Below are 18,641 nucleotides of genomic sequence, written 5' to 3'. Positions count from 1 at the left end.
CTTACACTCTTGTCAGCGACGCTTCCAGCCCACGGACATCGGCTTCCAGCACGCCGAGCAGGGTCACGTCGCCGAATAGCCGCTCCCCGGTCCGGACGGTCACGCCCTCCACTGCAACGCCCAGTGCCAGCGGCGGGAGCAGCCGGCGCGCGACGACTCGCGCTCCGTGCCGCTTGAGCACCGCGATCGCGCCGTTGCCCGCGACGATCGCCGCGCCGCCGTCAAGGCTGACCAGCGCGTCATGGGCGCGGAATCCGACGAGCATGTCCTCGGCGATCTCGCGCGCTTCGGCGACACTGCCGATCCGGCTCTCGCCCAGTCGGAGCCAGCGCGCGATCCCGGCCAGGGCCAGGATCGCGGCGATCGACCCGACCAGCTGGGCCCAGTTCACCTGCCGCCCGCGAGCGTGTCGAGCAGGGGCTGAATGCCGGTCAGGTCATATCCCGTCGCCGCGGCTTTGGACATCAGCCGGTCGGGATTGTCGCCCATCTTCGCACGCGCCAGCGCCCAGAGATTGCAGGATCGGGTGCCCGACCGGCAATAGGCGAGCACCGGCCCGTTCGCCGCCTCGAGCGCCGCGACCATCGCGTCGACCTGGTTGCCCGAGAAGCCGGCATGGGTGATCGGGATCGCGGTGTAGCGGAGCCCCGCCGCCTCGGTCGCCGCGCGGATCGCCTCGCCCTCGGGCTGGCCGCCTTCCTCATCATCGGGCCGGTTGTTGACGATCGCGGTGAAGCCCGCCGCGGCGATCTCCGCCACGTCTTCCGGCGTGATCTGGGGGGCGACGGAGATGGAATCGTCGATGCGTCGGATCATAACCCTACCGTTTCATAGTTGCGCAGCAGCGCGGTGATCTTGGGATGTTTGGCGTAGCGTTTGCGCAAAGTCACGGCGCTTGCGTCCAGGCCCTTGCACGACGCGGCGATGCCCCGATCGATCTCGCGGCGCCGCGCTGCATCATAGGGTTCCTCGCCCGCCCAATGCTCGCAGTCACTGTGTTTGACGATGAACTGCTGGACATCGGCGGGCAGCCCGCGTGCCTCGGGATAGGCCTTGAGCTGCGCCTCCGTCAGCGGCTTCGGCGCACGCTGTTTCGCTGCCGCCACGCCGGGACCCGCCACCAGCAATGTCGTCAGCATCAGCCGCGTAGCGACCTGCCTTGCGTCAATAGCCATGGATCACCTCGAGGAAGCTGTCGCCATAGGCTTCGAGCTTGCGCTGTCCGACCCCCGAGATCCGCCCGAGCGCGGAGAGGTTGGCCGGCCTTGTCGTGGCCATCTCGCGCAGCACCGAATCGTGGAAGATCACATAGGGCGGCACGCCACCTTCCTGTGCCAGCTCGCGGCGCTTGGCGCGCAGCGCCTCGAACAGCGGATCGCCGGTCGGGTTCGCTGCGGTATTCCCGCCGCCACGCCGCCGCCGTTCGCGCTTGGGCGGCAGGATCAGCGCCACCTCAGACTCGCCCTTCAGGATCGCGCGCGCCTCGGGCCCGAATTCGAGCCCGCCGAAATCATTGGCGCGCAGCGCATCGCGCAGCAGCAGCGCCCGCGCCACCGGCTTGATCAGCATGGCTTCTTCGGGGCTGGAGGCGATGCCGAACACCTTCAGCGCCTCATGCCCATTCATCAGGCTGCGCTCGCTCGACTGGCCGGTCAGGATGCTCTCGATATAGCCGACGCCGAAGCTCTGGCCGGTGCGGAACACGGCGGAGAGGAATTTGACCGCGACCTCGGTGGCATTCACCGCGCGCGGCGGGCTCAGGCAATTGTCGCAATTGCCGCAGGTCTCCGGGCTGTCGTCCCCGAAATGCTTGAGCAGGATGCGCCGCCGGCACCCCGCCGTCTCGACCAGCGCGCCGAGTGCCGTCAGCCGGGTACGCTCGCCAGCCTGCCGGTGCGGCTCAACCTCGCTGATGCGCTGGCGCGCCTTGGCGAAATCCTCCGCACCCCAGAACAGATGCGCGATGGCGGGGTCGCCGTCACGCCCGGCGCGGCCGGTCTCCTGATAATAGGCCTCGATCGACTTGGGCATGCCGGCATGCGCGACGAAGCGCACATCGGGCTTGTCGATGCCCATGCCGAACGCGACCGTGGCGACCATCACCATATCCTCGGATGCGACGAAATCGGCCTGGTTGCGCGCGCGGATATGTGGCTCCAGCCCGGCATGATAGGGTCGCGCCGCCCGCCCGGTCGCCGCCAGCTTCTCGGCGAGCTGCTCGACCGCCTTGCGCGTCTGGGCATAGACGATGCCCGGGCCGGGCTGCTCGGCGATCAGGTCGGCGATCTGCCGCGCGGTGTTGTCGCGCGGGGAGATCATGTAGCGGATATTGGGCCTGTCGAAGCCAGCGACGATCATGCCGTCGCGCGGAATGCCGAGCTGTTCGAGGATATCGGCGCGGGTATGCGCATCGGCAGTTGCGGTCAGCGCAAGCCGGGGCACGTCTGGGAAATGGTCGAACAGCGGCCGCAGCAGTCGGTAGTCGGGGCGGAAATCATGGCCCCATTCGGATACGCAATGCGCCTCGTCGATCGCGAACAGGGCGAGCGGCGCCTGGCCGAGCAGATTGCGGAAGGCTTCGCCCGACGCGCGCTCCGGCGCGACATAGAGCAGGTCGAGCTCGCCCGCCCTGAACTTGGCGATCGTCTCCATCTGGTTGGTATCGACCGACGTCAGCGTCGCGGCACGAATGCCGATCGCCTCGGCCGCACGCAACTGATCGTGCATCAGCGCGATCAGCGGGGACACGATCACACAGGTGCCGTCGAGCATCACCGCCGGCAATTGATAGCAGAGCGACTTGCCGGCGCCCGTCGGCATCACCGCAAGCGTGTTCTGCGCAGCCAGCACGCGGTCCACCACCTGGCGCTGGACGCCGCGGAACTCGGGAAAGCCGAAGGTGGATTGCAGGACGGGAAGCGGATCGTTCACGCTGCTCAAATAGCCCCGCTGAATCAAAAAGCCATGCGGCCCGCCGGGATATATCGCGCGGACGGCTGCCGCTCGTCAAAAATTCGCCTTGCCCCGCCTGATTGGCTGGCGTCGGCCGGGGCTTTCCTGTTAGCGAAGGCGTATGACCGAGGAAGTCCGCGACAACACCGACCATCACCGCTTCGAGCTTGTGGTCGACCGCCATCTCGCCTTCAGCGAATATGCGCTCGACGGCGATGTCATCACCTTCACCCACACCATCGTCCCGCCCTCATTGCAGGGCACCGGCGTCGGCAGCCGTCTCGTCGAGGGCGCGCTCCAACAGGTCCGCGCGCGTGGATTGAAGGTGCGGCCGGAATGCTCCTTCGTCCGCGCCTATATCGGCCAGCATCCTGAATGGCAGGATCTGCTCGCCGGGGCCTGACGCCTATTCCGCCGCCAGCGCGCCCTCTTCGCGTTCCTGTGCCTGGCGATTCCACATTTCGGCATAGAGCCCGTCCCTGCGCAGCAGCGTCGCATGGCTGCCACGCTCGACCACCCGACCGGACTCGAGCACGACGATCTCGTCGGCATGGACCACGGTCGACAGGCGGTGCGCGATGACGATGGTGGAACGGCCACGGCCGATATCCTCAAGCGTCGCCTGGATCTCGGCCTCGGTGCGGCTGTCGAGCGCGCTGGTCGCTTCGTCGAGGATCAGGATCGGCGGGTTCTTGAGCAGGGTGCGAGCGATCGCGACGCGCTGCTTCTCGCCACCCGACAGCTTCAGCCCGCGCTCGCCGACCCGGGTCTCATAACCCAGCGGCTGGCGCTCGATGAACTCGGCTATCGCGGCGCCGCGCGCTGCACGCTCGATATCGTCCTGGGTCGCGCCCTCGCGGCCATAGGCGATGTTGTAGCCGATCGTGTCGTTGAACAGCACCGTGTCCTGGGGAACGATGCCGATCGCCGCCCGCAGCGAATTCTGCGTCACCTGTGCGATATCCTGCCCGTCGATCATGATGCGGCCGCCCGTCAGGTCGTAAAAACGGTACATCAGCCGCGCGAGCGTCGATTTGCCCGCGCCCGACGGCCCGACCACCGCCAGCGTGTGACCGGCGGGAATGTCGAGATCGATGCCCTTCAGGATCGGCTGGCCCTCGTCATAGCCGAAGCGCACATCCTCGAACCGAACATGCCCCGCGCCGACCACCAAAGGTTTGGCGCCCGGCGCATCGGTTACTTCGGACGGCGTGTCGATCAGGTCGAACATCGCGCCCATGTCGATCACGCCCTGGCGGATCGTACGATAGACCATGCCGAGCAGGTCGAGCGGCCGGAACAACTGGGCGAGCAGGGTGCTGACCAGCACGACATTGCCGGCGGTATAGCGTCCCTCGCTCCAGCCCCACACGACCAGGGCCATGCCGCCTGCCATCATCAGATTGGTGATCAGCGCCTGACCGATGTTGAGCCAGGCGAGCGAATTCTCGCTGATCACCGCCGCACTGGCGTAGGCAGCGATGCCCTCGTCATACCGCTTCGCCTCGCGCTCCTCGGCGCCGAAATATTTGACCGTCTCGAAATTCAGCAGCGAATCCACCGCATGCGCTACCGCGCCGGTATCGAGATCGTTCATCCGGGATCGGAGCGCCGCGCGCCAGTCAGTGACGATGCGGGTGAAGACGATATAGCCAGCCACCATCGCCAAGGTGCCGACGACCAGTCCGAAACCGAATTTTGTCCAGAAGATGCCGAGCACCAGGCTCAATTCCAGCACGGTCGGCGCGATGTTGAACAGCAGGAAATAGAGCATGGTGTCGATGCTCTTGGTGCCGCGCTCCACCACCTTGGTGACGGCGCCGGTGCGCCGCTCGAGATGGAAGCGCAGCGATAATCGGTGGAGGTGCCTGAACACCGCGGCTGCCAGCCGTCGTGTCGCTTCCTGCCCGACGCGCTCGAACACCGCATTACGCAGATTGTCGAACACCACCGATCCGAAGCGCGCCGCGGCATAGCCGATCACCAGCAACAGGATCAGCGTGGTCGCGCTCCGGTCGCCCGCGCCCATACCGTCGATCGCGCCCTGAAGCGCGAAAGGCGCGCCATAAACCTGCACCAGCTTGGAGGCGAGCACGAGCAGCAACGCGACGACGATGCGCAGCCGCAACATCGGCGCATCGGCCGGCCACAGATAGGGCAGGAAGCGGCGGAGCGTCGGAATCAGCGGGCGCTCGATACGGGTCGGTTCGGACATGGGGGGCATTGCCAGCCAATATAGGCGTCCTGCCCTCAATCGGAAGCATTTCACGGAACAAGAGTCTCGCTTCGTCGATTGATACCTTGACTGGGAGCCGAGGCATGGAACCGTTCTACTTCGTCATGGCGATCATGGGCTGCGCCGACGGCTCGACTCAATGCGCCGAGGCGCGGGTAGTGCCGGTGCGCTATGCGACGGTCCAGCAATGCCAGGCTGCGATGCCCGCAATGCTCCAGAACAACAGCGATATCGACTATCCGGTGATCAGCGCCGCCTGCCGCTCCAACCGACCGCAGCTCGTCCAGATGGACCGCCAGCGCCGCGCAGGCTGATAGCGCCTTACCGGTTTCGCCAACCCCTGCTAGGTTGGGCGACCGGACAAACGGGGCGGGTAATGCGCAAGATTCTGAGCATCATTCTGGGCGCGCTCGTGGCGATGCTGATCGTATCGGCCGTTGGCTATCTCTATCCGGTCCCGGAGCTGGAAAGCGACGATCCGGCAGCGCTTGCTGCAGTGGTGGGTAGCATGGCGCCCACCGCGAAAATCCTGGTTGCCGGCGGCTGGTTCGTCGGCGCACTGGCGGGCGCCTGGCTTGCGCTGCGCATCAGCGACTGGCGCATGGCTGCGTGGATCGTAACCCTCGTCGTGCTGGTAGGCAGCATCGTCAACATCGTCTCCTTGCCGCACCCGCTCTGGATGCAGGCCTGCGCGGTCCTGCTGCCGATCGCAGGCGGCGTGCTCGGTATCCGGGCGCACCGCAAGCCGTATCCGGGCGAACCGTTACTCGGCTGACCTACCCTCATGTCGCGCAGGCTCGCCGGCGGCCAGCGAATCTCGTCGCGCAGCAGCGTTTCAAGTTCGAGTGCCCCAGGATTATCCGCGGTGACCACTCGGAAGCAGGTCGCGAGCCACAATGTGCGGCTCGCGACCCTGCGTCAGAGCCCGGGAAAGCGTTATGGACGGCACCCCAGGGCAGTAAGCGTGACCTTCATCGCCTCGGCCAGCGGCGTATGCGGCTCCTCGCCGAGCACCGCCACCAGGGCGCGGTTATCCAGCGCAACCGGATGTTGCCAGAAGGGACGCATCTCGATCATCTCGCGCATCGTCGCATTGAACGGCGCGATCAGTGGCAGCAACGCCCAGGGGAAACCGCCGGTCTTGATACCCGGATTGCCCGTGGCGACGCGGATCGCATCGACCATGACCGTGCCGTCGGAATCCCACACCCCGCCAAAATGATAGCGGGCAAAGGCCGGCAGATCGGCATCGCGATCAAGCAGCCGCGCGAAGGTCTCCGCGACGTCGGGCAGATAGGCCCAGGCATGGCCGACGCCGCGCGATCCCGGACACGTTACCCGCTTCACCGGCTTGCCGGGCGTGACCAGCCCCTGCGATAGCCAGCTATTGCCGGGCCGCGGCCCAAAGAAGTCGCCCGCGCGCAGAATCACCGCGCGCATGCCTCGATCGCAGGCCGCCTCGATCGCGCGTTCCATTTCGACCCGCCACGCACCCTTTTTCGTGTTGGGCCGCTGCGGCGTATCTTCCCGCGCCACAGACACCGAGCGCGGATCATAATTGTAGACAGTGCCCGGAAGTGCCAGCCGCGCGCCTGCGCTCTCCGCCGCCGCGATGCTGTTGTGGAGCATCGGCATCACCAGCTTTTCCCAGTCGCGATATCCCGGCGGGTTCACCGCATGGACGATCGCCGAGACACCCTCGGCCGCGCGCAGCACCGCCGCGCGATCGAGCGCGTCGCCAGTGATCCACGCGATACCGTCATCGCTCGTTCGCGGTGTCCGGGTCAGGCCGCGCACCACCCAGCCATGCGCGATCAGCGCGCGCGCTGTCTCCCCGCCGACGCCGCCTGTCGCGCCGAGCACCAAAGCCGTCTTTCCGTTCATCATCACCGCCTCCATGTCTGATGCTGGTGATATGCGGCGGCGCACCCTCATTGAAAATTGTCATAGATGTGCAGGCGGCCTATACATTTCTAATGAGCATCGACTGGGAACGACAGCGCGCCTTCCTTGCCGTATTGCGCGAAGGCAGCCTTTCCGCGGCGGCGCGGGCGCTGTCCGTCGCCCAGCCGACAGTGCGGCGTCGGATCGAGGAACTGGAAGCGGCTCTCGGGCTGCCGCTGTTCACCCGGTCGGCTGGCGGGCTGTTACCGACCGAGGCCGCACTCGCCCTGCGAGATCATGCCGAGGCGATGGCGATGGCCGCCGACGCATTCGTCCGCGCCGGATCGGCGGGCGCGCGGGAGATTGCCGGCACGGTGCGTATCTCGGCCAGCGAGGTGATCGCGGTCGAGGTGCTGCCACCGATGCTCGCGTCGCTGCGCCGGGCGCATCCGGCACTGGTGATCGAGCTGTCCCCGAGCAACCGCAATGAGGACATGCTGAGGCGCGAGGCCGATATCGCGATCCGCATGGTGCGCCCGACCCAGAATGCGCTGGTCGCCCGTCGAATCGGCGCGGTGCCCCTGGGGCTGCACGCCCGGGCCGACTATCTCGCCGCGCACGGTACACCACAGACGTTCGACGAGCTCAGGGCGATCGGCATCATCGGTGTCGAGCATGACAATGTCACCTTGCGCGCGCTTCAGGCGCGCTATGCGATCGGCCGTGAGGATTTCATCTTTCGCAGCGATAGCGACCTTGCCCAGCTTGCCGCGATTCGCGCGGGGATCGGCATCGGCATCTGCCAGATCCCACTAGCCGCTCGCGACCCGGCGCTGGTGCGCGTGATGCCCGACGCCTTCGACCTGGATCTCGATACCTGGGTGGTGATGCACGAGGACATGCGCGGCGTTGCGCGAATCAGGGCGACCTTCGACCATCTCGTGAAGGGCATCACCGACTATATTGCGTGACGCCGGTGTAGAGGCGATGAGCGGAGCGGCCACAACCGTTCTGCCAACGCTGCAGAACTTTCGATCCCAAGAATCTGCCAGACTAGTGCTACGCCGAGGCGATCTGCACGATCGCGTCGATCTCCACGGCGACGCCCAGCGGCAGCACGGGCACGCCGACGGCGCTGCGGGCGTGCCGGCCCGGTTCGCCGAACAGCGCGAACATCAGGTCCGACGCGCCGTTCGCCACCTTGGCCTGATCGGTGAAATCGCCCGCAGAATTGACGAACACGCCGAGCTTCACGATCCGTTCGACACGGTGCAGTCCGCCCAGCGCCGCCTTCATCTGCGCGACGATCATCAGGGCGCAGCGTTGTGCAGCCTCCTGGCCGAACGCCAGCTCGACATCCTCGCCCAGTCGCCCGGTCATCATCGCGCCGTCCCTGAACGGCAATTGCCCCGACACATAGAGCATCCCGTTCGATTCGACGGCCGGAACATAGGATGCGACCGGCGCGGCCGGTGCGGGAAGGGCAAGGCCGAGCTCCGCCAGCTTTCGGTCGATTCGATCGGTCATGCCTACGCCCCTTCGGTGCTGAAATATGGTCCCTGCCGATGCAGGAAACCTGCCCCCGCGACAAGACAGGGCGAGTCGGCCCCGGTCAAACGGCGGGCAGGCCTGCGTCAAACCGCGCCGCGATCCATGCCTCAGCCTCGCGCCAATCGTCGATCCGCGCATGCGCAGCGGGCGCCCGGGGCACGTTCGGCGCAAGCGCGGGCTCCGAGACCATGTGCAGCCTGTGAACCTGCGGCGCATGCTTTGCGACCGAGTCGTGATGCACGCCCAGATCGTCGACGAACACGGTGACCGGATCGCCATGCTCCGCGACCAGCCGCGCCACCGGGCCACCCTTGCCGCCCTGGTTGCATTCGACCCGGTGCTCGATGCCGAACTTGGCAAGTTGCTCGATGCGCGGCTGGCGGCAGATATCCTGCAGGTTGGTCAGGATGACGATGTCCGCCGTCTCGGCCAACGCCGCCAGCGCCTCGCGGGCATGGGGCACCAGAGTCTGGCGGTCCATCTCGGCCGGGAAGAACTGGTCGAGCATTCCCCACATTTCCTCGCGGCTCGGCGCCGGGGTGCCGTCGCGGCGCTTCATGCTCGTCGCGAAGTCGGCACCGTTGGGGGAAAAGTCGATATCGTGCGTCTCGCCCAGCCACACGCCAAAATGGCGGACCATGTGCAGCAGCACTTCATCGCAATCGCAGATCAGCAGGGGCTTCATTCGGACTCCAGGGCACGGCGGGCGGCAACGATCGCCTCGGGTTTCACCTGGAGGTCTGCGGCGCAGGCGACAAGGTCGGGCTCATAGGCTTCAAGAAAGACCAATGTGGCGGCCAGTACGGCGGGATCGGTCGCCCGGGCCCGCAGTTCGGCGGGGTCGAGCCCGGTCGTGTCGAGCAGCCGCTCCGCCCGCGACGGCTCGCCCAGCGTCCAGACGAGCGCCTGCAGCGCAAGGGCTGCGGCATCGTGATTTGTCTCTGGCGCGCGCATTGCCTATCAGCGATCCGGAACAATGGGGACGAGCGGACGTGGCAAAGAAGGTGCTCGTTGTCGAGGACAACGAACTCAACCTCAAACTTTTCTGCGACCTGCTCCGCGCGCATGAATATGCCGCCGAACCGGTCCGTGACGGTCGCGAGGCGGTCGAGCGCGCCCGCGACTTCATGCCCGACTTGATCGTGATGGACATCCAGCTGCCGCATGTCAGCGGATTCGAGCTGATCGGCCAGTTGAAGGCGGATCCGGCACTGCAGGCGATCCCGATCATGGCGGTGACCGCCTATGCCGGCCGCGAGGACGAAGAGCGAATTCGCGCAGTGGGGGCCGATGCCTATGTGTCCAAGCCGATCTCGCTGCTGCGCTTCGTCGATGCCGTGGCAGGACTGGTGCAGAAATCGCCGGACCCGGCAGACGAGGCCGCACAAGGCTGAGGCCGGGGCAAGGCTGAGGCCCTGCGTTTCCGCCGCCCGTGCACGGCAGAACCGCAAAAAAGCCGCGAAGGGCGTCCCTCGCGGCTCCAGCTCCGGGCCTTGGGCCCGGATGATCGCGCGGCGGCCTGGGCCGCCGGCAAGATCACTTGATCTTGGTTTCCTTGAACTCGACATGCTTGCGCACGACGGGATCATACTTCTTGAAGCTAAGCTTCTCGGTCTTGGTGCGCGGGTTCTTCTTCGTGACGTAGAAGAAGCCGGTGTCTGCCGAGCTGAGCAGCTTGATCTTGACGGTGGTCGGCTTTGCCATGACCTGAAATCCTGTATGCTGAAAAAGCAAAAGCGGCGAACAAGCCGCCGCTCTCAAGCGCTGCCCGATGGCGGAGAGTCGCCGATATGTCAACCCTGAGAGGCTGTTTAACGCCCTGTTTACCGTATAGGGCGCAGCTTTCCTCCCGAAGACGGGGGTGATGGCATGGCACAGGTCTCGATCGATCAGGTACAATCCGAGTTGGCGGCGCGAATCGGCATGATCGGTGCGCGCGTGGCCGGACAGCGTATCGGCGACATCGCGGTGGAGATCGACGCGATTCGCCAGATCGCCCATCGCAACGGCCTGTTTCCCGCGGTCGCCGTGACCCAGGCGCTCGAATCGGCGTTGGCGCGCGGCGAGCGCGGTGCGTTGATCCAGGGATGGCTGTCGATCCTGGGCGATGCGGTCGGCTGTGACCGGCATGACCGCGCCGCGTGCGAGACGTTCGCCGCCGCCTGCTCAGTCCGCCTCTCAAGCTAGGACGACTCGATGGATGCGCTGATGGCCGCCTTCGTCGCGGCGATCCTCGCGCAGGCGAGCGACCGGACGCCCTGGCTGACCGGCATTCTGTCGACCCGATTCGGCAAACCCGGCCCGGTAATCGCCGGCACCGTGTTGGCGCTTGTCCTGATCAATGCGATCGGCGCGGTCGGTGGCGCGATCATCGGCCCGCGCCTGACGCCCAATGCACAATCGCTGCTGCTCGCGCTCGCGCTCCTGTCCGCCGGCGGATCGGCCCTGTTCCCGATCAAGCCGCCCAACCGCCTGTCCGGCTGGCGGATCGGCGCGTTCCTCACCAGCTTTCTCGGCGTCGCGATCCTGGCATTCGGCGACCGTACCCAGTTCATCACCGCCGCCCTTGCTGCGCGCAGCCCGGCGCCGGCGCTCGCGGCAGTCGGCGCGACCATCGGCGCGCTGGTCGTCAACGTGCCCGCGATCCTTGCCGGCGAGCATGCCCGCAGGAAACTGCCGCTTACGGCAATCCGCGTCACGATAGGGATTCTCTTCCTGATCATCGGCGCGATCCTCGGATTCTCGGCGTTGCGTCTTATCTAGTGTCTCGATTGCGGTGATCGGGACAAATCCGGAAGCGAAAGCGGAGCATTTGCGCTATCGGACCGTTCACGCAACGAACCGAAAAAATGAGGAACCGCACCATGGCCGATCCAGCCGCACCCGCCCCGCTGAAGACCCCGACCGACATCAAGACCAATGCGGCGAAGACCGTCGCCGAGGCGCTGAACGGCATCCTGGCCGATTCGTTCGCGATCTATTTCAAGACCAAGAACTTCCACTGGCATGTGTCCGGCCCGCACTTCCACGATTACCACCTGATGCTCGACGCCCAGGCGGCGCAGATCTTCGCCACGACCGACGCCATCGCCGAGCGCGTGCGCAAGACCGGCAACACCACGCTGCGCTCGATCGGCGATGTGTCGCGTCACCAGTCGATCAAGGACAATGATGCAGCCTTCGTGTCGGCCGAGGACATGCTGGCCGAGCTGCGCGAGGACAATCTGAAGCTGGTCGAGAGCCTGCGTGAGGCGAAGGATATCGTGGATACCGCCAAGGACAATGCGACCAGCGGCATTCTCGACACCTGGACCGACGAGGCCGAGGAGCGCGCCTGGTTCCTGTTCGAGGCAAGCCGGAAGGGCTGATCCGGAACAAGCAGGCCCGGCGCATCGTTTCGCTTCCATATTATCAGGAGAGTGACATGATTCGCTGGGCTATCATCTTCCTCGTCGTCGGGGCCGTTCTTGCGCTGCTCGGCTTTGGCGGCCTGGGCGGCACCTTTATCGGTATCGCCAAGCTGCTGTTCTTCGTCGCCATCGCCGTCTTCGTGGTGCTGCTGGTGCTCGGCCTGATGGCGGGCAAGGGTGTGAAGAACGCGATCGACTAGTGCGCGACCGGCTGCGCCGCTGGACCGAGGGTGAGCACCCAGAGGTCCGGCGGCGCGCCGAACCGCATCGGCACCGTGCTGGTGCCGAGCCCGGCCGTCACCACGATGGTGTGGCCGCGTTCATGGACGATGCCGCAGCGATATTGTGGCGCCGCGACCTGGGCCACCGGCCCATAGAATGGCAACACGATCTGCCCGCAATGCGTGTGCCCTGCGAGCAGCAGGATTACCTCTTTCGGCAATAGCGGCGCGATATCCGGCGAGTGGGTCACCATCAGGCGCGCGCCAGCCAGTCCCCGCATCGCCGCCGCCAGCTTCGCCATGTCCTGATGCCTGGTATAGGCGTCTCCCGCCCCGCCGATCGCGAGCGGACCGCGCTGCACCGCCTGATTCTCGAGCACCGTTACCCCGGCCCGCTCGAGCGCATGCCGGATCAACGCGGGATCGGTCCAGTGATCATGATTGCCGAGGGTCGCGATGACACCGAGCCGAGGGCGAAGCGCCGACAGCGGCGCGAGACTTTCCGCGAGATGGTCGACCTTCGCCGAATCATGACCCGAGGCGAAATCTCCCGCGATCAGCACCAGATCGGGCTTCAGCGCCTCCACCTGTGCCACGATGCGCGCGAGCCGGCCGGTATCCATCGTCGCGCCGCCGACATGCATGTCGCTCAGCAATATCGCGCGGACGGGCGGGGCCCCTTGCGGCCAGCCGGGGAGCGCAACGATGACACGGCGCACCACCGGATCGGCGCGCGCATTCAGATAGCCCCAGCCAAAGAACAGGAGCGCGACAACAGGAAGGGAGGCGAGAAGGAGCAGGAAACGGCGCACCAAGCGACCTTAGCCGGGCCGCCGTCCGATGCCAGTGCGATGATGCTGGCGGAACCCTTGCGGCGCGACCATGTTCCCCAGTGATGCGTGCGTTTGCCGACCTTCTCGACCGGCTGATCTATACCCGGTCCCGCAATGCGAAGCTCAAGCTGATCGCCGATTATCTGGTGTCGGCGCCCGACCCCGATCGCGGCTGGGCGATGGCGGCGCTGACCGGCGATCTCGACCTGCCCGCGATCAAGCCCGCGATGATTCGCGCGCTGATCGAGGAGCGGGTCGATCCGGTGCTGTTCCGGATGAGCCGCGACTATGTCGGCGACAGCGCCGAGACGGTTGCCCTGCTCTGGCCCGCGCCCGAGATACCGCCGAAGGACGGAGAGCCGCTCACCGTTGCGCAAGTCGTCGACCGGCTCGGCTCGCTCTCCCGCTCCGACGCGCCGGCTGCGCTGGCAGGCATGCTCGACCGGCTCGACGCCGATGAGCGTTTCGCGCTGCTCAAGATGGCGACCGGCGCGCTGCGCATCGGCGTCTCCGCTCGCCTCGCCAAGACGGCCCTCGCCCAGGCCTTCGGCCTCGACGTCGAAGCGGTGGAGGAGGTGTGGCACGGCATCGCCGCGCCCTATGCCTCGCTGTTTGCCTGGGCCGAGGGCCGCGGGGTCCAGCCGACCGCGGCCGATGTGCCGGTGTTCCGCCCCTTCATGCTTGCCCATCCGCTGGAAGACCTGCGCGTCAGTCTCGATGATTATGCCGCAGAGTGGAAATGGGACGGCATCCGGGTGCAGATCGTGCATGTCGGCGGTGAGACCCGGCTGTACAGCCGCGCCGGCGACGACATCACCGGCAGCTTTCCCGAGGTAGCGCGCGATTTCACCACGCCGGGTGTGCTCGACGGCGAGCTGATGGTGAAGGGTGAGGTGCAGGGCGCGGGACTGGACGAGGCGGGCGGCGCGGCCAGCTTCAACGCACTCCAGCAAAGGCTCGGGCGCAAGATCGTCTCGGCAAAGATGCTGGCTGACTATCCAGCGTTCGTCCGGCTCTACGACATATTGTTCGACGGGGCGGAGGATCTGCGCGAACTGCCTTGGTCAAAGCGGCGGCCGAGGCTGGAAGCATTCGCGACCCAGCTCGATCCGGAGCGGTTCGATGTCAGCCAGGTGATCGATGCGGCGGACTTCACAGAGCTCGAAGGCATCCGCGCCGGGGCGCGGGATGCATCGATCGAGGGCGTCATGCTCAAGCGTCGCGATTCGCCCTATGTCACCGGGCGCCGTGTCGGCCTGTGGTACAAGTGGAAACGCGATCCGCTGACCGCCGATTGCGTGATGATGTACGCGCAGCGCGGCAACGGACGCCGATCCTCCTTCTATTCCGACTATACCTTTGGCTGCTGGACCGATGACGGCGAACTGCTGCCGGTCGGCAAGGCCTATTCGGGCATCACCGACGAGGAACTGAAGATGCTCGACAGCTTCGTGCGGGGGCATACGCTCAACCGATTCGGCCCGGTGCGCGAGGTGGAGAAGACCCTGGTGCTGGAGATCGCATTCGATTCGATCCACGAGTCGAAACGCCACAAGTCGGGCGTCGCCATGCGCTTCCCCCGCATCGCCCGCATCCGCACCGACAAGCCGGCGGCTGAAGCGGATACGGTCGCGGCGCTGCGGCGGCTGATCACCTGACGCCACCGCCGCCGGCCACCCTGCTATTGGCCGATAACAGGGTGGAACAGGGCGACACTTTTTTCTCACCCTGTTATCTCCAACTTCGTTGGAGATAGTCTCTTTAAAGTCTCGTCTGTTGACGGGCGTTCGCCCTGTTCCCGATTAACAGGGTAGAACTCGCACGGAACAGGGCGCGTCGATTCCCGGAACAGGGTGAGTTTTCGGGAAAACAGGGACGGAAGAAACGCCAAGGTTTCAACCATCATGGGAAAGAGCGTGCCGGAGTTTGTCGCGCAACGGCCAGTCTGCACGCTGCAGCGATTCGGAGGATGGTTGAATCGAGGCTGCGCCGCTTGCCCGGGTCTCCGCCACCCTGCATGGCTGCCCAATGCCGACCTACACGCTTGCCGCGCTGATGATGATCGCCTCCGGGTCGATCCACGCGGTGGTCAATGCGATCGTGAAGGGCGGGCGGGACAAGGCTGCCGGACGCGCCATCACCGACGGCACGAGCGCGCTGATCCTGCTGCCCGCCATTCCGTTCGTGCCGTTGCCGCACGGCGCGTGGGGCTATCTCGCCGCCAGCGCGCTGATCCACGGCGTCTACCTATATTCGCTGGTGCGCGCCTATAAGGTCGGCGACCTCTCCGCCGTCTATCCGGTGTTGCGCGGCACCGCGCCGCTGGTCACCGCGGGCGTGACGATCGGTCTGCTCGGCGAGCACGCCACGACCGGCCAGATCGCCGGTATCGCCCTGATCGGTGCCGCGATGTTCGTGATGATCGCCGGGCGTCATCTCGACCGTGCTGCGCTCGGCTGGTCGGTGCTCACCGGCCTGTGCATCGCCGCCTACACCGTGATCGACGCGATCGGCGTACGCGCAGCACCGAGCGCGAACAGCTATATCGTGTGGGTGTTCATCCAGATGGGCGTGGTGGTGGTCGTTATGTTCGGCATCCTCTCACGCGGCACCATGTTCGCCGCGGCCCGCGCGCAGTGGCGGCCGGGGGTGATCGCCGGCGGCCTGTCGATCCTGACCTATGGCCTGGCGCTGACCGCCTTCTCTATGGGCCCGACCGCGCCGCTCGCGGCGTTGCGTGAGACCGGCATGGTCACGGCGCTGGTGATCTCGATCGTGGTGCTGAAGGAGCGCGCCACTACCGGGCGGGTGATCGGGGTGCTTGGGATACTGGGCGGCGCTGCGCTGGTTCTTACCGGCTAACTTGCTTCCCTTCTGCTCCCCGGCGAAGAGTGTCGGGTCGGATCGTCCCCCGGACGATCCTTGAGCATGCGGGGCATGTTCAACCCGACACTGGGCCCAGTTGGGAAGGTCGATGTAACGACGCGCAACGACAACCAGAAAAGCCCCCCAACTGGGCCCCGGCCTTCGCCGGGGAACAGAAGAAGGAAGAGGCCGAGCCAACGCCCCCGCTTACCGTCGGATCATTTGGTCCAGCCGGCTAGCCAGTCGGCGAGTGCCTGGGGCGTCATGCTGCGGGCGTCGGCCAGGGCGGCGGTGTGGCCCTGGTTGATCAGCTTGTCGGTTCGCGGATCGACGATCAGCACGCTGGGCACGCCTTCCATGCGGTCCTTGATGCCGTAATGCGCCGGGATATCGAGGTTCTTGTCGAACCGGCCGATATCGACCACCGCCACTTCATATTTGGCGGCGATGAATTTCTGGAGCTGGGGCAGGTCCATGGTGCCGGCCAGCAGGCGGCAGTCCAGGCACCAATTACCGCCGAGATCGATCAGCAGCAGCTTGTGCTTTGCCCTGGCGCGCGCCTTGGCGGCGGCGACCACGGCCTGCGCATTGGCCTGTTCGTCATACGGAAGCGGCAGCGGTTTGGCGAGTTGTTCGAAGCTGGCGATCGGCACGCGCGGCGCCGTGGCGCCAACGGGCGCGGCCAGCGCAAGGGAAAGCAGGGCAATGATGGGCGCGCGCATGAGCCGGTCCTTATCCATAGCGGTTAGCTAGGGATTAACGCCGTTCGGCCCGTAAATCTGCAAAGAAAAACCCGGCATGCCCCAAATCAGAGGCACACCGGGTTTTGATCTTATCGCCTAGGGAACAGGGTTTTGCCCCGCCCTTATGCGATCGAGGTGAGGTTCACCGCTGCATATTTGCCGCGACGATCGACTTCCAGCTCGAATTCGAGCCGGTCGCCCTCGTTGAGGCTGGTCATGCCACCGCGTTCGACCGCGGAGATGTGCACGAACGCATCGGGCTGGCCGTCGTCGCGCTGAATGAAGCCGAAGCCCTTCATCGCGTTGAAGAACTTGACGGTGCCCGTCGCCTTCTCACCGGTCAGCTGACGCGCCGGACCGGCACCGCCGGCACCTGCGCCACCGCGCGGACCGCCCGGCGCCGCGTCACGCTCACGCGGCGGGCCGCGGTCGGTGACGGGAAGGGGCTCGCCCTCGATCTTGAGGTCGGTCGCCGAGATGCGGCCGCCACGATCGACCAGGGTGAAGCCGAGCGGCTGCCCCTCGGCCAGACCGGTCAGGCCCGCCTGCTCGACTGCGGAGATGTGCACGAACACATCCTCGCCGCCGTCATCACGGACGACGAAGCCGAAGCCCTTTTGACCGTTGAAGAATTTGACCACGCCGGTGCCTTCGCCGACGACCTGCGGCGGCATGCCGCGGCCACCGCCGCCGCCACCACCGAAGCCGCCACCACCGCCGCCGCTGCGGAAGCCACCGCCACCGCCGCCGCCGCCGAAGCGATCACCGCCACCGCCGAAACGGTCGCCACCGCCGCCGAAGCGATCACCGCCACCGCCGAAACGGTCGCCGCCGCCGAAGCCGCCGCCGCCACCGAAATCGTCGCCGCCGAAACCGTCGCGCTTATCGCGGCCACGCCCACCGCGATCCCCGCGGCGTCCTTTATCGAAACTCATGCCCTGTTCGTCTTCCCGGCTCGCCCAAATCGCCATATCAACACGCCCGCGCTGGACGAAAAGCGCGGTTGTTCGAACGCCAAACCTATCGCGTTACCGAGTCGGTGTAGCGTAATTCACCCTAGCCTGCGAATAAATTCGTCCGAATTGCGGCACAGCTCGCTTGCTTCCGCTCAGGTGAGGCGGCAGAGCCACACCATGTCCATTCTCGCCATATTCTCAGACCCCGCCACCTGGGCGGCGCTGGCCACGTTGATCGTGATGGAAGTGGTGCTTGGCATCGACAATCTGATCTTCATTTCGATCCTGTCGAACAAGCTGCCGGAGAGCCAGCGGGCCAAGGTCCGCCGCGTCGGCATCAGCCTTGCGCTGGTATTGCGACTCGGGCTTCTCTCCGCGATCGCGTGGATCGCCAGCATGACCGTGCCGGTGTTCGACCTTGGCCTGACCGGCGGACTCGATTCGCGTGGCGAGCCGAGCTTCGAGACGGCTTTCTCGATCCGCGACCTCATCCTGATCGGCGGCGGCCTGTTCCTGCTGTGGAAGGCGACCAAGGAAATCCATCACAGCGTCGATCCAGACGACTCGGGGGCGACACTCGACAAGAAGGGCCGGGTCGCGATGAGTTTCTGGTCGGCGATCGTACAGATCCTGCTGCTCGATATGGTCTTTTCGATCGATTCGATTCTGACCGCGATCGGCATGACCGACGATCTGCCGGTGATGATCATCGCGGTCGTCGTCGCCGTCGGCGTGATGATGTTCGCCGCCACCCCGCTTGCCGATTTCATCGCGCGCAACCCGACGGTGGTGATGCTCGCACTCGGTTTCCTGCTGATGATCGGCGCCGTGCTGATCGCCGACGGCTTCGGCGTCCATGTGCCCAAGGGCTATATCTATTGCGCGATGGCCTTCTCGGCCGGGGTCGAAATGCTCAACATCTGGTCGCGCAATGCGCGCGAGCGGAAAAAGGCGTCGGGCGGCGGGCATTGAGCGCGGGCGCGTTCACGG

At 66.0% G+C, this 18,641-nt stretch carries 25 protein-coding genes; 12 read left to right on the top strand and 13 right to left on the bottom strand.

Annotation, left to right across the window (positions count from 1 at the left end):
• Window position 1 precedes the first annotated feature (1 nt).
• From AC1DT7_RS01180 to recQ, 4 genes are read right to left on the bottom strand one after another with little or no spacing between them, the layout of a single operon-like run.
• Entirely contained in the window at window positions 2–391 is a 390-nt protein-coding gene (locus AC1DT7_RS01180) for a hypothetical protein (protein WP_478033661.1), read from the bottom strand.
• Window positions 388–816 carry a protein tyrosine phosphatase family protein gene (locus AC1DT7_RS01175; protein ID WP_478033659.1) on the bottom strand — a complete coding sequence of 143 codons (429 nt, stop codon included), beginning with the start codon at window positions 814–816 and terminating at the stop codon, window positions 388–390. Before AC1DT7_RS01175 ends, AC1DT7_RS01180 begins: the two co-directional genes overlap by 4 nt.
• The gene (locus AC1DT7_RS01170) at window positions 813–1,175 is read right to left on the bottom strand and encodes a hypothetical protein (protein WP_478033658.1); all 363 of its coding nucleotides are present in this window, start codon (window positions 1,173–1,175) and stop codon (window positions 813–815) included. The genes AC1DT7_RS01175 and AC1DT7_RS01170 overlap by 4 nt, the downstream gene beginning before the upstream one ends.
• Complete coding sequence (recQ, locus tag AC1DT7_RS01165; protein ID WP_478033657.1) at window positions 1,165–2,931, bottom strand: DNA helicase RecQ; 1,767 nt, start codon at window positions 2,929–2,931, stop codon at window positions 1,165–1,167. The genes AC1DT7_RS01170 and recQ overlap by 11 nt, the downstream gene beginning before the upstream one ends.
• 142 nt (window positions 2,932–3,073) lie before the next feature.
• Here recQ and AC1DT7_RS01160 point away from each other — a divergent pair, with 142 nt between their 5' ends.
• The gene (locus AC1DT7_RS01160) at window positions 3,074–3,355 is read left to right on the top strand and encodes a GNAT family N-acetyltransferase (RefSeq protein WP_478033656.1); all 282 of its coding nucleotides are present in this window, start codon (window positions 3,074–3,076) and stop codon (window positions 3,353–3,355) included.
• Between the two features lie 3 nt (window positions 3,356–3,358).
• On the opposite strand, the gene AC1DT7_RS01155 is transcribed toward AC1DT7_RS01160, so the two are convergent.
• Window positions 3,359–5,176 (bottom strand): ABCB family ABC transporter ATP-binding protein/permease, encoded by a 1,818-nt coding sequence (locus tag AC1DT7_RS01155; protein WP_478033655.1) that lies wholly within the window; start codon window positions 5,174–5,176, stop codon window positions 3,359–3,361.
• Window positions 5,177–5,271: 95 nt separating this feature from the next.
• On the opposite strand from AC1DT7_RS01155, the gene AC1DT7_RS01150 reads away from it, so the two are divergent.
• Window positions 5,272–5,502 carry a hypothetical protein gene (locus AC1DT7_RS01150; RefSeq protein WP_478033654.1) on the top strand — a complete coding sequence of 77 codons (231 nt, stop codon included), beginning with the start codon at window positions 5,272–5,274 and terminating at the stop codon, window positions 5,500–5,502.
• A gap of 62 nt (window positions 5,503–5,564) precedes the next feature.
• A complete protein-coding gene (locus AC1DT7_RS01145; protein WP_478033652.1) occupies window positions 5,565–5,963 on the top strand; it encodes a hypothetical protein in 399 nt (132 codons plus the stop codon).
• A 161-nt stretch (window positions 5,964–6,124) separates the two neighbouring features.
• Here the strand turns inward: AC1DT7_RS01145 and AC1DT7_RS01140 are convergent, their stop codons facing one another.
• On the bottom strand, window positions 6,125–7,075 hold the full coding sequence (locus AC1DT7_RS01140; RefSeq protein WP_478033650.1) for an NAD-dependent epimerase/dehydratase family protein: 951 nt from the start codon (window positions 7,073–7,075) through the stop codon (window positions 6,125–6,127).
• Between the two features lie 89 nt (window positions 7,076–7,164).
• On the opposite strand from AC1DT7_RS01140, the gene AC1DT7_RS01135 reads away from it, so the two are divergent.
• Window positions 7,165–8,043, top strand: a complete 879-nt coding sequence (locus tag AC1DT7_RS01135) for a LysR family transcriptional regulator (RefSeq protein ID WP_478033649.1) — start codon at window positions 7,165–7,167, stop codon at window positions 8,041–8,043.
• Window positions 8,044–8,131: 88 nt separating this feature from the next.
• Here the strand turns inward: AC1DT7_RS01135 and AC1DT7_RS01130 are convergent, their stop codons facing one another.
• From AC1DT7_RS01130 to AC1DT7_RS01120, 3 genes are all read right to left on the bottom strand, one after another.
• Window positions 8,132–8,599, bottom strand: coding sequence for a RidA family protein (locus AC1DT7_RS01130; protein WP_478033648.1), 468 nt, complete (start codon window positions 8,597–8,599; stop codon window positions 8,132–8,134).
• Window positions 8,600–8,684: 85 nt separating this feature from the next.
• Complete coding sequence (locus tag AC1DT7_RS01125) at window positions 8,685–9,308, bottom strand: HAD family hydrolase (protein WP_478033647.1); 624 nt, start codon at window positions 9,306–9,308, stop codon at window positions 8,685–8,687.
• On the bottom strand, window positions 9,305–9,577 hold the full coding sequence (locus AC1DT7_RS01120; RefSeq protein ID WP_478033645.1) for a DUF3572 family protein: 273 nt from the start codon (window positions 9,575–9,577) through the stop codon (window positions 9,305–9,307). Before AC1DT7_RS01120 ends, AC1DT7_RS01125 begins: the two co-directional genes overlap by 4 nt.
• Before the next feature lie 38 nt (window positions 9,578–9,615).
• Here AC1DT7_RS01120 and AC1DT7_RS01115 point away from each other — a divergent pair, with 38 nt between their 5' ends.
• A complete protein-coding gene (locus tag AC1DT7_RS01115; protein WP_478033643.1) occupies window positions 9,616–10,017 on the top strand; it encodes a response regulator in 402 nt (133 codons plus the stop codon).
• 142 nt (window positions 10,018–10,159) lie between these two features.
• Here the strand turns inward: AC1DT7_RS01115 and rpmG are convergent, their stop codons facing one another.
• Window positions 10,160–10,327: a 50S ribosomal protein L33 gene (rpmG, locus tag AC1DT7_RS01110; protein WP_034157855.1), complete on the bottom strand. Its 168-nt coding sequence runs from the start codon at window positions 10,325–10,327 to the stop codon at window positions 10,160–10,162.
• A 165-nt stretch (window positions 10,328–10,492) separates the two neighbouring features.
• Between rpmG and AC1DT7_RS01105 the strand changes: the two genes are divergently transcribed.
• The 4 genes from AC1DT7_RS01105 to AC1DT7_RS01090 all read left to right on the top strand — a co-directional run bounded on the left by AC1DT7_RS01105 (window position 10,493) and on the right by AC1DT7_RS01090 (window position 12,233).
• A complete protein-coding gene (locus tag AC1DT7_RS01105; RefSeq protein WP_478033642.1) occupies window positions 10,493–10,810 on the top strand; it encodes a hypothetical protein in 318 nt (105 codons plus the stop codon).
• A gap of 9 nt (window positions 10,811–10,819) precedes the next feature.
• Window positions 10,820–11,386 (top strand): TMEM165/GDT1 family protein, encoded by a 567-nt coding sequence (locus tag AC1DT7_RS01100; RefSeq protein WP_478033641.1) that lies wholly within the window; start codon window positions 10,820–10,822, stop codon window positions 11,384–11,386.
• A gap of 101 nt (window positions 11,387–11,487) precedes the next feature.
• Window positions 11,488–11,991 (top strand): Dps family protein, encoded by a 504-nt coding sequence (locus AC1DT7_RS01095; protein ID WP_478033640.1) that lies wholly within the window; start codon window positions 11,488–11,490, stop codon window positions 11,989–11,991.
• Between the two features lie 56 nt (window positions 11,992–12,047).
• Window positions 12,048–12,233, top strand: coding sequence for a DUF1328 family protein (locus tag AC1DT7_RS01090; protein WP_478033638.1), 186 nt, complete (start codon window positions 12,048–12,050; stop codon window positions 12,231–12,233).
• On the opposite strand, the gene AC1DT7_RS01085 is transcribed toward AC1DT7_RS01090, so the two are convergent.
• A complete protein-coding gene (locus tag AC1DT7_RS01085; RefSeq protein ID WP_478033636.1) occupies window positions 12,230–13,066 on the bottom strand; it encodes a metallophosphoesterase in 837 nt (278 codons plus the stop codon). The genes AC1DT7_RS01090 and AC1DT7_RS01085 overlap by 4 nt on opposite strands.
• Before the next feature lie 83 nt (window positions 13,067–13,149).
• Between AC1DT7_RS01085 and AC1DT7_RS01080 the strand changes: the two genes are divergently transcribed.
• Both AC1DT7_RS01080 and AC1DT7_RS01075 read left to right on the top strand, forming a co-directional pair.
• Window positions 13,150–14,745, top strand: a complete 1,596-nt coding sequence (locus AC1DT7_RS01080) for a cisplatin damage response ATP-dependent DNA ligase (protein WP_478033634.1) — start codon at window positions 13,150–13,152, stop codon at window positions 14,743–14,745.
• A 370-nt stretch (window positions 14,746–15,115) separates the two neighbouring features.
• Window positions 15,116–15,949: an EamA family transporter gene (locus tag AC1DT7_RS01075; RefSeq protein ID WP_478033632.1), complete on the top strand. Its 834-nt coding sequence runs from the start codon at window positions 15,116–15,118 to the stop codon at window positions 15,947–15,949.
• 221 nt (window positions 15,950–16,170) lie between these two features.
• On the opposite strand, the gene AC1DT7_RS01070 is transcribed toward AC1DT7_RS01075, so the two are convergent.
• Together AC1DT7_RS01070 and AC1DT7_RS01065 are read right to left on the bottom strand one after the other, a co-directional pair.
• Entirely contained in the window at window positions 16,171–16,674 is a 504-nt protein-coding gene (locus AC1DT7_RS01070) for a thioredoxin family protein (RefSeq protein ID WP_478033631.1), read from the bottom strand.
• A 143-nt stretch (window positions 16,675–16,817) separates the two neighbouring features.
• Window positions 16,818–17,630: a cold-shock protein gene (locus AC1DT7_RS01065; protein ID WP_478033630.1), complete on the bottom strand. Its 813-nt coding sequence runs from the start codon at window positions 17,628–17,630 to the stop codon at window positions 16,818–16,820.
• 198 nt (window positions 17,631–17,828) lie between these two features.
• On the opposite strand from AC1DT7_RS01065, the gene AC1DT7_RS01060 reads away from it, so the two are divergent.
• Window positions 17,829–18,623, top strand: a complete 795-nt coding sequence (locus AC1DT7_RS01060; protein WP_478033629.1) for a TerC family protein — start codon at window positions 17,829–17,831, stop codon at window positions 18,621–18,623.
• Window positions 18,624–18,641 lie beyond the last annotated feature (18 nt).

Source organism: Sphingomonas sp. P3_C6 (genome assembly GCF_056402595.1).
This window is presented reverse-complemented; position numbering and strand designations above follow the sequence as displayed.